This window comes from Mycobacterium celatum (genome assembly GCF_002101595.1).
Lineage (GTDB): Bacteria > Actinomycetota > Actinomycetes > Mycobacteriales > Mycobacteriaceae > Mycobacterium > Mycobacterium celatum.
The window spans coordinates 144,949-159,845 of record NZ_LQOM01000016.1 but is presented as its reverse complement, the minus strand read 5'-3'; the positions used below and the strand labels follow the sequence as shown (position 1 = coordinate 159,845).

Sequence of the window (14,897 nt, the reverse complement as noted above, 5' to 3'; positions counted from 1 at the left end):
GCCGCAACGGGTTTTCAGGCCAGCTCTTCCGTGGTGCCCACCTCCCATTCGTCGGGCATCGCCGGTTGGCCCATGATCCGGGTTTCCGGCGCCAGTATCCAGCCCACCGCGGCGGCCAGCAGGATGATCCCGCTGACTGCGAAACCCCATCCGAAGCTCAGGTGTTCGGCGATCTGACCGACCGCCAGCGAGCCGACGATGGCGCCGAAGTCGGCCATCATCTGAAACGTCGCCACTGCGGTGCCCGCGCGCGCAGTGCTGCCCAGGATGTCGGCTATCGCGGCCTGCTGCGGTGAGGCGAACACGCCGGAGGCCGCGCCGGCCAGGCCTGCCACCACCAGGAAGACCGGCACTGACATTGTCATGCCCAGCCACACGGTGGTCACACCGCAAGCGATGAGTCCGCCGATCAGCAGGTGGCGCCGGCCGATCCGGTCGGACAGATGCCCGCTGGGCAGCACGACGATCAGGTTGCCGAGCGCGAAGATCGCCAACGCCAGACCCGCCATCCGCGGGCCGCGGCATAACACATCCGAGATGAACAGCGGCACCAACGCGATTCGCAGCCCGAACACCGACCAGCCGGTCGCGAAGTTGGACATCAGCGCAGCGCGATACGCGCGGTGCCGAAGCGCCGCGCCCACCGTCACCGTCGACCGCGCATGTTCCACGGGCGCGGACAGCGTCGACCGCCGCAAGCTGTAGGCCACCGCCAGCGCGGTCACCAGCACCGCTCCCCCATAGATGAGAAATGGTGCCGCCAGGCCAAGACCCGCAGTGAGACTGCCCAGCACCGGTCCGCCCACCGAGCCGATCAAAAACGAAGTGGCGAACAGCCCGGCGACCCGTCCACGAGCGTCGACGGGACTGATCCGAATCATCAGGCCGAGCGCGGAGATGTAGAACATTGTCGACCCGATGCCGCCGATCGCCCGGAAAATCAGCAGCTGCCAATAGCTTTGGGCGAACGCGCACATTCCGGTGGCCACCGAGACGATCAGCAGCCCGGCCACGTAGACCCGATGCTCGCCCAGCCTTTGCACCAGCAGCCCGCTTGGCGGCGCGAAGCACAGCCGCGTCAGCGAAAACACGGTGATCGCAAACGTCACCGCGCCGATGCTGACCCCGAACGTGCGGGCATAGGCAGGCAGCACCGGCGACACCACTCCGTAGCCAAGCGCGGCCACCACGTTCGCCGCGATGAGCGCCCAAGCCGCACGCGGTAAGACTGCCCGCGGGCGCCCGACTTTACAGATCACCCGATGACTGTATCTACGACCTCCTGGGCGGCCTGCTGAACTTCGGCCAAATGCTTTGGCCCACGGAACGACTCGGCGTAGATCTTGTAAACGTCCTCGGTGCCCGACGGCCGCGCAGCAAACCATGCGCTCTTTGTTGTCACCTTCAAACCGCCCAGCGGAGCGCCGTTGCCGGGCGCCGTCGTCAGCTTTGCGGTGATCTGTTCTCCGGCCAACTCGGTGGCAGCCACCTGCTCCGCCGTTAGCTTCGCTAACCGGGCCTTCTGGTCGCGGTCGGCGGGTGCGTCGACACGGGCATACGCCGGCTCTCCGTATTTGCCGGCCAACTCCCGGTAACGCTGCGACGGTGTGACGCCGGTGACGGCCAGGATTTCGGCGGCCAGCAACGCGAGGATGATGCCGTCCTTATCCGTCGTCCACGCCGAGCCGTCGCGGCGCAGAAACGACGCGCCGGCCGATTCTTCGCCGCCGAAACCGATAGTGCCGCCGAGCAGGCCGTCGACGAACCACTTGAATCCGACCGGCACCTCGACGAGCTCGCGGCCCAGGCCGGCGACCACCCTGTCGATGATCGACGAGCTGACCGCGGTCTTGCCGACGGCGACGCTGGCCGGCCAGGCCCGCCGATGCGTGTAGAGGTAGTCGATCGCCACCGCCAGGTAGTGGTTGGGGTTGAGCAGGCCCTCGTCGGGGGTCACGATGCCGTGCCGGTCGGCGTCGGCGTCGTTACCGGTGGCGATGTCGTAGCGGTCCCGATGGGCGGTTATCGCGGAAATAAGCCCAGCCATCGCGTCCGGCGAGCTGCAGTCCATCCGGATCTTGCCATCGGTGTCCAGCGTCATGAACCGCCACGTCGCGTCGACCCGCGGGTTGACCACGGTCAGATCCAGGCTGTGTCGCTCGGCGATCACACCCCAGTAGTCGACACTGGCACCGCCGAGTGGGTCGGCGCCGATTCGTACACCCGCATCACGAATCGCGTTGATATCGACCACGTTTCGCAGGTCGTCGACGTAGGCGTCGAGGTAGTCGTGGCGAAACGTGGTCTGCAATGCCCGCTTTAGAGGCATCCTCTTCACCGCGGAGCACCCGTCGCGCAGAATCTCGTTGGCACGGTTAGCGATCGCGGTGGTGACGTCGGTGTCGGCGGGGCCGCCGTGCGGCGGGTTGTACTTGAAGCCACCGTCGCGGGGCGGATTGTGCGACGGGGTGACGACGATCCCGTCGGCCAGACCGTCGGCGCGGCCGCGGTTGTAGTTGAGGATGGCGTGGCTGATCGCCGGTGTGGGCGTGTACCGGTCGGCGGCGTCGATCATCGCCACCACGTCATTGGCGGCCAACACCTCCAGCGCCGACACCCACGCCGGCTCGGACAGCGCATGCGTGTCGCGGCCGATGAACAACGGTCCGGTGGTGCCCGCGGCGGCGCGGTATTCGACGATGGCCTGGGTGATCGCCAGGATATGGGCCTCGTTGAACGCCCCGTCCAGCGCCGAGCCCCGGTGCCCGGACGTGCCGAACGCCACCTGCTGCGCGACGTCGTCGGGGTCCGGTTCGCATGCGTAGTACGCGGTCACCAGGTGTGGCAGATCGACGAGGTCCTCGGGCTGGGCCGGCTGACCGGCACGCGGGTTGGCCACCATGTCATCAATTCTGCCGATGCCGTGCTCGGCCTGCCGGGCGGCGACCCGCCGCGCCCGGCTCTGCCGCGCTTGCGATCGCCGCTACGCTGCTGGAATGCCTGGCCACGACTACCGCGAGTTGGCCGCCGTCTTCGTCGGAGGCGCGCTCGGTGCCACAGCCCGCGCCGGACTGAACAGCCTGGCCGAGCCGGATCCGACGCGCTGGCCGTGGCCGACGTTCACCGCCAACATCGTCGGCGCGTTCTTGGTGGGCTATTTCACCACCCGGCTGCTGGAGCGGCTGCCGCTGTCGAGCTATCGCCGGCCGCTGCTCGGCACCGGGCTGTGCGGCGGGCTGACCACGTTTTCCACCATGCAGATCGAAACGCTGGAGATGATCGAACACCAGCGATACGGCCTGGCGCTCGGCTATATCGCTGCCAGCATCACGGCGGGATTGCTCTCGGTGTATCTGGCCACCGCCGCGGTGCGACGGGTGCGGGTGCGCTGATGGTCTGGCTCGGCGTGCTGCTTGCCGGCGGCATCGGCTCGGTGCTGCGTTTTGTGGTCGACGGTGCGGTGGGCCGCCGGGCGGCGCGGTCGTTTCCGTTCGGGACGCTGACAGTCAACATCAGCGGCGCGGCGCTGCTCGGCCTCGTCGGCGGTCTGGCGCTGAGCCGGCACGCCGCGCTGTTGGCGGACACCGCGTTCATCGGCTCCTACACCACGTTTTCGACCTGGATGCTGGAAACCCAGCGGCTTGGTGAGGAACGGCAGGTCTGGTTCGCCGTCGCGAATATCGTCGTCAGCATGGTGCTCGGCATGGCGGCTGCTTTGCTCGGCCAATGGGTCGCGGATCGGTTATGAACCAGCCGTGCCTGAAGCTCACCACCTACTTCGGTGAACGCCAGCGCGCAGTGAATGGCGCTGCGGGGCAAGGGTTTCTGGCCGACGCGATGCTGGAGCTTTACGGCCGCCGCGAAGTAGCGACCAGCGTGATGCTGCGCGGCATCGCCAGTTTCGGGCTGCGCCACGTGCTGCGCACCGACGAATCGCTGAGCCTGTCCGAAGACCCGCCGGTGGCGATCGCCGCCGTCGACGTCGAGTCCAAGGTCAGCGGGCTGGTCGACGACGTGGTGGCGATGACCGGTCGCGGTCTGGTGACGCTGGAACGTGCCCGACTGGTCGGCGGCGACTTCAGCACCGACGCACGCGACACCCTCAAGCTCACCGTCTATGTCGGCCGCCAGGAGCGCATCGCCGGGGTGCCGGCCTTCCGCGCGGTGTGCGATCTGCTGCATCGGCAGGGATTCGCCGGTGCCGGAGTGTTTCTCGGTGTCGACGGCACCGCGCACGGGCAGCGTTACCGGGCCCGGTTCTTCAGCCGCAACGTCAACGTTCCGCTGATGATCATCTCGATCGGGACCGCGGCGCAGGTGTCGGCGGCGGTCGCCGAACTCAGCGCGGCGATGCCCAATCCATTGCTGACGGTCGAGCGGGTACGACTGTGCAAACGCGACGGAGAGTTGGTGTCTCGACCGCACCGTCTGCCGGCAACCGACAAGCAGGGCCGCCCGCTGTGGCAGAAGATCATGGTGCACACCAGCGAGGCCACCGCACACGGCGGTGTGCCGATTCACCGCGCACTCGTTCGCCAGCTGCTCGAGTCGGGAATGGCCCGCGGCGCCACTGTACTGCGCGGCATCTGGGGATTCCACGGCGACCATAAGCCACACGGGGACAAGCTGTTTCAGTTGGTGCGCCAGGTGCCCGTCGTCACGATCATCATCGACACGCCGGAGTGGATTGTGCGCAGTTTCGACATCGTCGACGAGCTGACGGCCGAGCACGGCATGGTCACCAGCGAGATGGTGCCGGCGGTGTTGTCGATCGACGGGTCGGGTCGCGACGGCGACGCCGACTTGGCGCAGTACGACTACTGAAGTCAGCGGCGTCAGCGCCGAGCCTGTAGTTAGCGCGCAAAAGTCCGAGTGACCCGCACGATAACTACAGGCTCGGTGCCTCGAGGTCAGCGGCGTTTGAGCAGCTTCGCCAGCACCGCAGCTTGACTGCCCTCGACGTCGCGGGTGGCGGTCACCAGCGTCACGGGCCCGCTTTTCGTCAGCTTCCGGAGGTCCGCTAAAGCGTCGTTGCCCTGCAGTTCCTTCTCGTACCGCTTGGCGAATTCGTCAAAACGCTTCGGCTTGTGCCCGTACCAGTCGCGCAGTTCTTTCGACGGTGCGACGTCCTTGCACCAGGTGCCCACCCGCGGGTCGTCGTTGCGGAATCCACGTGGCCACACTCGGTCCACCAGGACGCGCTGGCCCTCGTCGGGTTCCGGGTCGTCATAGACCCGGGCGATCTGAATGCGGCTCTTGGCCATAGGGCCAGGGTAAGCGTTTACGAGGCCAAGTGCAGTCGCTCGCTGCGGCGGTGGGGTTTCGGCGCTGTCGCCAGCCCGTTCGATTTACGAATTCCCTTGTCCAGCACGGCGGCTGGAGCCAACCGCTTCAGCAACGCCAGCCGACGTGCTAGAGGTCCCGCCGGGTACCGCCGCTTCGGCACACTGCTGGTCGCCGCCTTGAGGACCGCCTGCGCGACCACTGCGGGGTCATCGCCGCGCTGTATCGCCGCGCTGAGAACCTGCCGGAGGTGCTCACGAGTGTTCGAGTAGCTGTCTATCGGTGAATCGGCTTCAACGGCGTTGGCTTCGAAGGAGGTGTTCGTGTAGGCGGGTTCGACGACCGAGACCCGCACGCCGAATTCGCGGGTTTCATGGTCGAGGGATTCCGAGTATCCCTCGACCGCGTGCTTGGTGGCCGCATACAAGGCGGCGTACGGCGCTGGCAGGAACCCCAGCACCGAGCTGATATTGATGATGCGCCCGCTGCCCTGCGCACGCAGAAAAGGCAGCACCTCACGGGTCAACCGGACTAGCCCGAAGAAATTCGTGTCGAAGAGCTGCTGGCCCTGGGTGATAGAGCTCTCCTCCCCGGCGCCGACGACGCCGGCACCGGCATTGTTGACCAAGACGTCGATGCGACCGGCACGCTGGATGACAGTTGAGACGGCTGCGGAAACGGACGAAGCATCGGTGACGTCCAGCCGGACCAATTCCACACCCGCGATGGGCTTGGTGCGTTCCGGGTTGCGGCTTGTGCCGAAGACTTCGAAACCCTGCGCGGCCAAGGCGCTCGCCACTGCCTGGCCGATTCCCGAGGAGACGCCGGTAACCAGCGCCACGGACGTTCGTTTTTTCATGCCTACTCCTAGTAAACCGATTGGTGTACTTCCGTCGCCGCAACCGTACACCGCCCTGACGCTCTTGTAAACCGATCGGTATACTCGCAGTATGGGCAACCAGCGTGCAACGAGCAGGGGTGGCCGTGGTGCACGCCAGCGCATTCTGGACACTGCTGCAGAGCTGTTCTATCGGGAGGGCATCAACGCCACCGGCGTCGAGCGACTCGCCGCTGAATCGTCGGTCTCCAAACGCACCCTGTACCAACACTTTCCGAGCAAGACGGCAGTGGTGGAGGAGTACCTGCACAGCATCAGGGAACGTATCGCGAACCCCGTTGCGCATACAGTCGGCCTGAGACCGCGCGAAAGGCTACTAGCCGTGTTCGACAGACCCACCGCTGCTGAAGCACCCCTGCGAGGCTGCCCCTTCCACAACGCGGCCGTCGAGGCAGCAGGAGCAATGCCGGGAGTTCAACAAATCGTCCAGGCAACCAAACACAACTTCATCGACGGTCTCACCGAGTTGGCCCGGCAAGCAGGCGCCGCCGACCCCCGCCTACTGGGCAGCCAGCTCGCTGTGCTCTACGAGGGTGCAGCCGCACTGACCACGTCACTCGAGGACTCGTCACCGTGGGCGCAGGCTCGCGCGGCTGCCGAGACATTGGTCGACCAAGCACTCACACGGTGATGCTCAGCGCATCCCGCGCTTACCCTAGTTCGGCGAACTCGGTCTGCAACTCATCCAGACGGCGAAGAGTCTGATCGCGCGGCTCGGTCGGCAATTCGATCAACACGTGCTCGACGCCGAGATCACGATACGTTTCGACGTCGTTGGCCTTCGGCTCGCCGGCATGGATGTTGATCACCGGCACGTCGGGGCCGGCAACAGCGCGCAGTTCCTCGAGTTGGCCCGATAACGCGTCTGCCGACGGGGCCATGGAAATCCAACCCGTATTCAGCCGGGCGATGCGCCGGAAAATGGCCGGCCCGCCGCCTATGTACAGCGGCGGATACGGCCGCGTGGTCGGCTTCGGCCAACTGTAGATAGGGTCGAAATCCACGAATTCTCCGTGGAATTCCGCTTTCTCCTGGGTCCAGATCTCGATCATCGCGCGCAACCGCTCTTCGGAGAGGCGGCCGCGAACCGCGGGGTCGACGCCATGGTTGGCGATTTCTTCGCGCAGCCAGCCCACGCCCACGCCGAAGCGAAATCGCCCCTGCGACACCAGATCCAGGGACGCCACCTCTTTGGCCGTCAGGATCGGATCCCGCTGCGGCACTAATGCGATACCGGTGCCCACAACCAGCGTCTTGGTGGCGACCGCCGCGGCGGTCAGCGCCACAAACGGATCCAGCGTGCGGTAGTACTTGGGCGGGATCGGACCTCCGCCCGGATACGGGGTTCGCGCGTCGACGGGGATGTGCGTGTGTTCGGCGAGGAACAGCGACTCAAACCCGCGCTGCTCGAGTGCCGCGCCCAGTTCGACTGGACTGATTCCCTCGTCCGTAACGAAGGTGAGGACACCGATGCCCATGCTTGCTCCCGTCGTCGACATGTGACGACCACACTGAACACCGCGTCGGCGGGAGCTTATTCCGTCGCCTCACCTGACGTTGCGGTCCGCCGCGTCGCGCCCCAGAGCCCGACGGCGATGCCGAGGACCGCGCCGCTCAGGCCGACGAGTTGTGAGCGCTTCATCTCGCGATGAACACTCAGCCCGCCGAGCAGGTCGGCCGCGTCGGCACCGCCGGACGCCAGGAACCACCCGCGGGTGTTCTTACCGCGCAGCGCGGCCGTGGCGAGTAGCCCACCGATCAGTGCGTCCCGGTAACCCATCGACCGCAACAGCAATTGCGCCGTCGGCGTCGGCTCCTCCGGATCACCCCAGAGCCGGTTTGCGCGCAGCGGATCGACGAGAAAATGTACGCCCGAGGCACATCGGACGCTGCCGGCAACGAGCGCGGCTTTATCGATCGTCACGCGACTCAACGCGCTCCGCGCACCAACCGGCCGGGCCGGGCGCCGGTGTCGACGCCGTCGCGGCGCGTCACCACGCCGTTGACGATCGTGGCGCTGTAACCGGAGGCGCCCTGCATGAGCCGGTGTCCGCCGGCTGGTAGGTCGTAGGCCATGCGCGGGGCGTGCAGCGTCAGAGCATTCATGTCGATCACGTTGAGGTCGGCCTTCTTTCCGATACCGATCACCCCGCGATCCGACAGCCCGAACAGCTGCGCGGTCTCGTGAGACTGCTTGCGGATGACGTACTCCAGCGGCAGCTTCTCGCCACGTCGACGATCGCGCGCCCAGTGCGTCAGCAGGAACGTCGGATACGACGCGTCACAAATCATGCTGCAATGCGCGCCGCCGTCGGACAGCCCCAACACACCGGCTGGGTGGGTCAGCATCTCGCGGATCGCGTCGTGGTTGCCGTCGGCGTAGTTGAACAGCGGCAGCATCAGCATTGCGCCGGCGTCGTCTTCCAGCATCAGGTCGTACATGGTCGCCAGCGGATCCTCGCCGCGTTCCCGGGCGATGGCGGCGACAGTGCGGTCGGGCGTGGGCTCGTAGTCGGGTGGCTCGCCCAGCGGGTAGAGCCGGTCGACCGAGTGCTGCGCGAACGCAAACATGGCGTCGAACAACACATTTGGGTCGGGCGGTATGTCGTCTTCGCTCAAGATGGCCGCCCGTACCGCCGGTTCGGTCAGGCGCCCGGCGAGTTCTTCACGGCTGCACTCGGCCTTCAGGCGCTGATAGGTCGGGCGGTGGCTGAAGGCGTGGTGGCCGGGAAACCCGAGCAGCATCCCGAACGGGCGCGCCGCGATCTGCGGATGCAGGCGACTGCCTTCTTCGTGGGCGGCCGCCGAGATGTCGAGCTGCTCGCGCCACAGCTTGGGGTCGGCGTCGACCTGGATCAGCGCGAAGCTCAACGCGACGTCGATCTCGGCGCCCAGCCGTCGCATCCACTCCATCTCCTTTTTCGGCGCGACGATGTCCTCCCCCGCCGCGCCCTGCGGGGCAAGCTCGAACACGGCGCCGCCGCCGGCCGCCATGGCACGGCCGAGCGCGAACAGCTCCTCTTCGGCCGCGAACGTGCCGGGGACGGGTTCGCCGTCCATCGCGCGATGGGCAAGCGTTCGCGACGACGAGAACCCCAGGGCGCCGGCCTCCACCGCTTCCTGCACCACCCGGCTCATCGCCGCGATGTCGTCCGGGGTGGCGGGTTCGTTGCGGGCGCCGCGCTCCCCCATCACATACGCGCGAACGGTGCCGTGCGCGATCTGGCTGCCGACGTCGACGGCAAGCTCGCGTTGGCCGATCACGTCGAGGTACTCCGCGTAGCTTTCCCAGCCCCACGTAATGCCTTCGGACAGCGCGGTTCCCGGAATGTCTTCGACGCCCTCCATCAGCTCGATGAGCCATTGCTCACGCCCGGGCTGTACCGGCGCGAAACCGACACCGCAGTTGCCCATGACGACCGTGGTCACGCCGTGGGTGCTGGAGGGCTCGAGCAGGTCGTCCCAGCTGACCTGACCGTCGTAGTGGGTGTGGATGTCGACGAATCCCGGCGCGACGATCTTGCCGGTCGCGTCGATCGTCTCGGCGGCCTCGCCCTGCAGCGGCGGGTCGCCCGGCCCGCGACGGCGAACTTCGACGATCTTGCCGTCCTTCGCCGCCACATCGGCGTCGAAGCGGTCCGCGCCAGTTCCGTCCACAACGGTGCCACCAGTGATTTTGAGGTCGAACACGATTACTCCCTTGTGTGCCCTAGCCAGCCGCTACAGTGTGCAATGTAACACCGTTACAGAGGTTGCGGGAGGGCTTCGATGACGACACAAGCAACCCGTGCCCGGCGGGAGGACGCGATCGGGATGGCACCGCAACGCCCCACTCGGGTGCCGGCCGAGCGGTACTACTCCCCGGGGTTTGCAGCGCTCGAGGTGGAGCGGATGTGGCCGAAGGTGTGGCAGGTCGCCTGCACGGTCGACCATGTCGCCGAACCCGGTGACTACTTCGAATACCGTTGCGGCCCTTACTCGGTCCTCATTGTTCGCGACGACGACGGTGCGCTGCGCGCGTTCCAGAACGTCTGCCGCCACCGCGGCAACTCGCTGTGCGGCGGCGCTGGTGCGGGCTTGCGTGAGCTGCGCTGCGGCTACCACGGCTGGACATGGGATTTGCGGGGCGCGCTCAAGCGAGTCCCGAATCGCAAGGGATTCGGCGCATTGCAGATGTCGGAATTTCCACTGGTCGCAGCGCGGGTCGACACGTGGGAGCGGCTGGTGTTTGTCAACCTCGACGTCGACGCGATGCCGTTGATCGACTACCTGGAGGCGGTGCCGGACGACATCGCGTGGTGTGGCCTGGGCGACTTCCGCTGCTACGCGACCATGACCATCGACGTCGACGCGAACTGGAAGACGATCGCCGACGGGTTCAGCGAGACCTACCACATCCAGACCTTGCACCCCGAGCTGCACCGCTGCGTCGACGACGTGCATGCGCCGCAGGCGATTTGGGGTCACACCGGCAAGTCCGACCAGCTTTACGGTGTGCCGAGCCCGCACCTCAAGCAAACCCTCAGCGACGAGGAGGTGTGGGACGCGTATGTCACCACCCAGGGAGCGTTGATGGGCGTCGCGGAGGGCACTCCGTTCCCGAGCGAAGAGCGTCAACCCGGCCAGTCAGTCACCGACGTGATCGCCGAGCGCACAAGAGCTTTCGCCGCTGGGCGCGGCGTCAACCTGAGTTGGGCCACTACCGATCAGCTGATGCGGCTGCACCAATACAACGTCTTTCCGAACATGACGCTGCTGACCAACGCCGATCATCTGACTGTCATTACCGCACTGCCGGGACCGGATCCCGACCACGGCGATATGGTGATGATGCTGTGGACGCGGATGCCGCCCGGTGCGCCACGCAGCAAGCCCGTCGACGTTCGGATGACGGCGGGCGAGGCCGAGCCGGGCTTGGTGATGACCCAGGACATCGCGGTGTTGGCTGGGCTTCAGCGCGGCCTGCACCAGCCGGGGTTCACACACGTGGTGCTGTCCAACGAGGAACGGCGCGTGATCAACACGCACCGTAACCTCGAACGCTATCTCGACCTGCCGGCATCGGATCGCATGACCGGAGGTGAGCCCGCTTGACTGCCATCACCGCCGAGCTGATCCTCGACACCGCGGCCCGTCTGATCGAACGGGACGGCGTCGAGGGATTCAGCATGCGCGGCCTCGCCCAAGAACTGGGGGTCGCGGTCACGTCGATCTACTGGCATGTGGGTGGCCGCGACAAGCTTTTCGACAGCCTGGTCGACCGCTTGTTGAGCCAGATGGCGCATCTGCCCATCGAGGGCGGTGATCCCGTCGAACGCATTGCGTCGCTTGCCCGTTCGCAGCGGACTGTGTTGATCGAGCGACAGCACCTTTTACGCATTGCGCACGAACGCGACCGGACACCACAGCTGTTCCTGCCGATTCAAAAGACATTGGCCGGGCAGTTGGCGGATCTGGGTGTGACCGGCCCCGACGCCGCACTCATCCTGCGGGCGGTGGAGGTTCATGTCATTTCGTCGGCGCTGATGCAGTTTTCGGCCGTTCGCGGCCCGAAGCACGATGAGGAAGACCCGTCGCTGTGGGCCGACGCCTGGCCCGACCAAGCTCTGGTCCAGGCGCTGCAATCCCCCACCGACTACGACGCCGTTTTCGAGTACGGGCTCAATGCGTTACTGAGGCCATTGCAAAGCTGATTTTGTTACCATCGCACGGTGGCTGTTTCGAGGCGCGACGTCCTCAAATGCGCTTGCGCCGCACCGGTTCTGTTGAGCCTGCCGGTCAATGCGCCAACGGCGTCGGCCGCCACCATGCGGCTCATCGATTTTTCGGAGCACATCGTCGCGCCGGAGCAGATCAAAGCGGCGGGTTTTGACGGGGCATTGGTCTATGTGGCCGAATCGCGCCCGGGCGCGGACTTCGATTTCAAGCCCGTCACCCGTGAGTACGCGGATGGGCTACGCGCGGCGGGTCTGCAAATCGTCAGCTGCTATCAGTACGGCAAGCCCGGCTGGCCCACTCCGTCGGACTTCACCAGGGGGCACGACGGCGGTGTAGCCGACGCTCAGACAGCAATGCGACTGCATACTGCGGCCGGGGGTCCGAATTCGGCGCCGATCTTCTTCAGCATCGACGAGGATATCGACCTCGATACCTGGAATTCCGTTACTGTCAACTGGTTTCGAGGAATCAACTCGGTGTTGGGAGTGGAGCGCACGGGCATCTACGGGCATTCGCGGGCCTGCGGATGGGCGATCAAAGACAACGTCATCGGGCACTCGCCCACCGCAGGCCACCGGTGGGCGTGGCAGACGATCGGGTGGTCTGCCGGTCAGCGCGAGCCTGCCGCGGTGCTGTATCAGGTTGTGGTCAATACCCCATCGAATCCGGGCGTGCTCGTGGGCGGTACGCACGTGGATGTAGACGACGTCCTCGCAACCGATTTCGGGCAGTGGGATTTGCATCGTTAGTCGTATGCTCGCCTTCATGAGCAGACTCGCGGCGGAGGCGCCCGTCGTAGTTCGCGTGGACGGCCCGGTGGCACGCCTGACCCTCAACCGGCCAGAGAAACGCAACGCGCTGAGCCTCGAGCTGATGGAAGAGCTGATCGCCACGGTGCGCCAACTTGGCGCGGATCCCGACGTGCGGGTGATCGTCGTCGACGCGGTCGGCCCGGCGTTCTCCGCGGGACATGACTTGGCGGAGATGGTCGGCCGCGACGTCCCGTTCTACCAACGACTGTTCGACGTGTGCACCGAGCTCATGGAAACGATCCACCGCCTCCCCCAACCGGTGATCGCCAAGGTGGAGGGAATGGCTACCGCCGCGGGGTGTCAATTGGTCGCGGCCTGCGACCTCGCCGTGGCCGCAGACGGCGCCCGTTTCGCCACCCCGGGAGTCAAGATCGGTCTATTCTGCTCCACTCCGATGGTGCCGTTGTCGCGTGCAATCGGCCGCAAGCGTGCACTGGAGATGTTGCTTACCGGGCAACCGATCACCGCTGAGACCGCGCTCGATTGGGGCCTGGTGAACCGCGTCGTCCCGGCAAAATCCCTCGAAGACGAACTGGGCGCCATCGTCGACGCCATCGTGGCTTCGAGCCCACTGACTGTGGGGCTGGGTAAGGAAACGTTCTACGCCCAAATCGAGCTCGACGAACACCGGGCCTACGACCTGGCCAAGGCCGTCATGGCGATGAATGCCCGCGCCGACGATGCCCAAGAGGGCATGTGCGCATTCCTCGAAAAGCGACCGGCGACCTGGCGTCGGCGTTAGTGGGCTGGATTCGAGGTACCTCACTGCTGCACGGCGAAGATGACCTGACCAGTCGTGCTGAATCCTTCACCCGGAGAGTTCCCTGACGACCGCTTCCTAGTGGAGCAGCTGGGAATCGAAGCCGCCGCTCTACCAGGCAATATGCCATTCTGCGCGGTGAGTTTGTTCGGCATCGTGCCTGTTCAGTCCCATTCGCCGCATGCGGTTTCGTTATCAGTCCTTGACGGCGTCACTGCAAGTTCTCGTCATAACGACACAGTCACGTCATGGTTTCGGACTGTGAAATTCCTTGCGTGGCAACCGTACGAAAGCCAGATACTTTACTTCTGCCACAAGAGTCTATTTCTGCCACAGGACTGATTGACCCCATGGTCGGCCGAAACCGACCACCGGAACCCGAAGTGATTAGCGGAAAGGAGTCTGCCATCGACCGACTGACTGCCGTCTTAACCGCGCCCACCATGCTGCCGTTGTCGGATGCCATCCCGACCTTGACGACAGCCGCCGGCACCGATCCATACGTCCCTTGCTGACAACACAATTCCGCTCTGCTGCTGCAGCGCTGCTTTCGACGGCCCTTCTCTATGTCGGATCGGTGCCAGCCTGGGCCGACGAGTCGATCGTCATAGACTTCGTGCGGCACGCGCAGTCGGTGGACAATGCGGCGGGCGTGATCGACACGGCGGTGCCCGGAACCGCACTCAGTCAGCTTGGTCAGCAACAGGCGCAGGCTGTCGCCAAATTACTTGCACCACAAGGTCCTTTCGGCGGGCTCTTCGCATCGCAGTTGATCAGGACGCAGCAAACCGCTGCGCCGTTGGCCAGCCTGCTTGGCATGAACGTGCAAGTACTGCCTGGGCTGAACGAGATCAACGCCGGCTCTTACGATGGCTTACCGGAATTCAGCTTCCAGGGGCTCCTATATCTCCTAGGCCCGCTGGCGTGGGCGCTCGGAATACCCGCCGCTCCGATGCTGGCCCCGGGCTCCACTGACCCTAACGGGCTGGTGTTCGACAAGCGCTTTCGCGACGCGCTTCAAACGATTTACGCCAATGCCGTGACTCATCCGGTCCGGGCCGCTGACGGCAATATCACCGAAGTCGCATTTTCAAGCGAATTCGTCATCGAGGTCGGGACGATGATGAACGTCAAGAACCCCGATCCGCTGCTCATGGTTTTCGATCCGCTGCCCAACACCGGCATTGTCGTGATCCAGGGCAGTCCTCAGGACGGCTGGAAGCTGATCAGCTGGAACGGGAAACCTGTCTCGCCGCTTCGGAGGGACACAACGATGAGTCCTGAGGCGATGGGCTTATGCATGCTGCTGAAGGTGCCGCCCAGGAACGGGCAGTGCGAGGCCAACCCGCCTTTGGAGGCAAGCGCTACGGCGACGGGAAATCCTCTCATCGACCAACTGCCCGTGGCGTCGTACGGATAAACCCGT

Annotated in this window: 16 protein-coding genes; 9 read left to right on the top strand and 7 right to left on the bottom strand. The window is 65.4% G+C overall.

Annotation, left to right across the window (positions count from 1 at the left end; translation table 11 throughout):
- Positions 1–14: 14 nt before the first annotated feature.
- Together AWB95_RS04515 and pgm are read right to left on the bottom strand one after the other, a co-directional pair.
- Positions 15–1,259 (bottom strand): MFS transporter, encoded by a 1,245-nt coding sequence (locus AWB95_RS04515; protein ID WP_373280764.1) that lies wholly within the window; start codon positions 1,257–1,259, stop codon positions 15–17.
- Positions 1,256–2,902, bottom strand: coding sequence for a phosphoglucomutase (alpha-D-glucose-1,6-bisphosphate-dependent) (gene pgm / locus AWB95_RS04510; protein WP_062539498.1), 1,647 nt, complete (start codon positions 2,900–2,902; stop codon positions 1,256–1,258). Before pgm ends, AWB95_RS04515 begins: the two co-directional genes overlap by 4 nt.
- Positions 2,903–2,996: 94 nt before the next feature.
- Between pgm and crcB (AWB95_RS04505) the strand changes: the two genes are divergently transcribed.
- The 3 genes from crcB (AWB95_RS04505) to AWB95_RS04495 are packed head-to-tail and all read left to right on the top strand — an operon-like array spanning position 2,997 to position 4,824.
- Positions 2,997–3,392, top strand: coding sequence for a fluoride efflux transporter CrcB (crcB, locus tag AWB95_RS04505; RefSeq protein WP_062539497.1), 396 nt, complete (start codon positions 2,997–2,999; stop codon positions 3,390–3,392).
- Positions 3,392–3,748, top strand: coding sequence for a fluoride efflux transporter CrcB (gene crcB / locus AWB95_RS04500; protein WP_062539496.1), 357 nt, complete (start codon positions 3,392–3,394; stop codon positions 3,746–3,748). Before crcB (AWB95_RS04505) ends, crcB (AWB95_RS04500) begins: the two co-directional genes overlap by 1 nt.
- Entirely contained in the window at positions 3,745–4,824 is a 1,080-nt protein-coding gene (locus AWB95_RS04495; protein WP_062539495.1) for a DUF190 domain-containing protein, read from the top strand. The genes crcB (AWB95_RS04500) and AWB95_RS04495 overlap by 4 nt, the downstream gene beginning before the upstream one ends.
- Before the next feature lie 86 nt (positions 4,825–4,910).
- On the opposite strand, the gene AWB95_RS04490 is transcribed toward AWB95_RS04495, so the two are convergent.
- Both AWB95_RS04490 and AWB95_RS04485 read right to left on the bottom strand, forming a co-directional pair.
- Positions 4,911–5,264: a DUF488 domain-containing protein gene (locus AWB95_RS04490; protein WP_062539494.1), complete on the bottom strand. Its 354-nt coding sequence runs from the start codon at positions 5,262–5,264 to the stop codon at positions 4,911–4,913.
- Positions 5,265–5,281: 17 nt separating this feature from the next.
- On the bottom strand, positions 5,282–6,142 hold the full coding sequence (locus AWB95_RS04485) for an oxidoreductase (protein WP_062539493.1): 861 nt from the start codon (positions 6,140–6,142) through the stop codon (positions 5,282–5,284).
- Positions 6,143–6,233: 91 nt separating this feature from the next.
- Here AWB95_RS04485 and AWB95_RS04480 point away from each other — a divergent pair, with 91 nt between their 5' ends.
- A complete protein-coding gene (locus tag AWB95_RS04480) occupies positions 6,234–6,812 on the top strand; it encodes a TetR/AcrR family transcriptional regulator (protein WP_062539492.1) in 579 nt (192 codons plus the stop codon).
- A gap of 19 nt (positions 6,813–6,831) precedes the next feature.
- On the opposite strand, the gene AWB95_RS04475 is transcribed toward AWB95_RS04480, so the two are convergent.
- Genes AWB95_RS04475 through AWB95_RS04465 form a run of 3 tightly spaced genes read right to left on the bottom strand, consistent with a single transcriptional unit; the run spans position 6,832 to position 9,871 of the window.
- Positions 6,832–7,659: an LLM class F420-dependent oxidoreductase gene (locus AWB95_RS04475; protein ID WP_062539491.1), complete on the bottom strand. Its 828-nt coding sequence runs from the start codon at positions 7,657–7,659 to the stop codon at positions 6,832–6,834.
- A 56-nt stretch (positions 7,660–7,715) separates the two neighbouring features.
- A complete protein-coding gene (locus AWB95_RS04470) occupies positions 7,716–8,105 on the bottom strand; it encodes a DUF4267 domain-containing protein (protein ID WP_062539490.1) in 390 nt (129 codons plus the stop codon).
- A gap of 5 nt (positions 8,106–8,110) precedes the next feature.
- Positions 8,111–9,871: an N-acyl-D-amino-acid deacylase family protein gene (locus tag AWB95_RS04465; protein ID WP_062539489.1), complete on the bottom strand. Its 1,761-nt coding sequence runs from the start codon at positions 9,869–9,871 to the stop codon at positions 8,111–8,113.
- A 78-nt stretch (positions 9,872–9,949) separates the two neighbouring features.
- Here AWB95_RS04465 and AWB95_RS04460 point away from each other — a divergent pair, with 78 nt between their 5' ends.
- From AWB95_RS04460 to AWB95_RS04440, 5 genes are all read left to right on the top strand, one after another.
- A complete protein-coding gene (locus tag AWB95_RS04460; RefSeq protein ID WP_062539488.1) occupies positions 9,950–11,275 on the top strand; it encodes an aromatic ring-hydroxylating oxygenase subunit alpha in 1,326 nt (441 codons plus the stop codon).
- Positions 11,272–11,874, top strand: a complete 603-nt coding sequence (locus AWB95_RS04455; protein ID WP_062539487.1) for a TetR/AcrR family transcriptional regulator — start codon at positions 11,272–11,274, stop codon at positions 11,872–11,874. Before AWB95_RS04460 ends, AWB95_RS04455 begins: the two co-directional genes overlap by 4 nt.
- Before the next feature lie 114 nt (positions 11,875–11,988).
- Entirely contained in the window at positions 11,989–12,648 is a 660-nt protein-coding gene (locus AWB95_RS04450; RefSeq protein WP_099539482.1) for a DUF1906 domain-containing protein, read from the top strand.
- A 16-nt stretch (positions 12,649–12,664) separates the two neighbouring features.
- On the top strand, positions 12,665–13,453 hold the full coding sequence (locus tag AWB95_RS04445) for an enoyl-CoA hydratase (protein ID WP_062539503.1): 789 nt from the start codon (positions 12,665–12,667) through the stop codon (positions 13,451–13,453).
- Between the two features lie 526 nt (positions 13,454–13,979).
- Entirely contained in the window at positions 13,980–14,891 is a 912-nt protein-coding gene (locus tag AWB95_RS04440; protein ID WP_062539485.1) for a histidine phosphatase family protein, read from the top strand.
- The last annotated feature ends 6 nt before the right edge of the window (positions 14,892–14,897 follow it).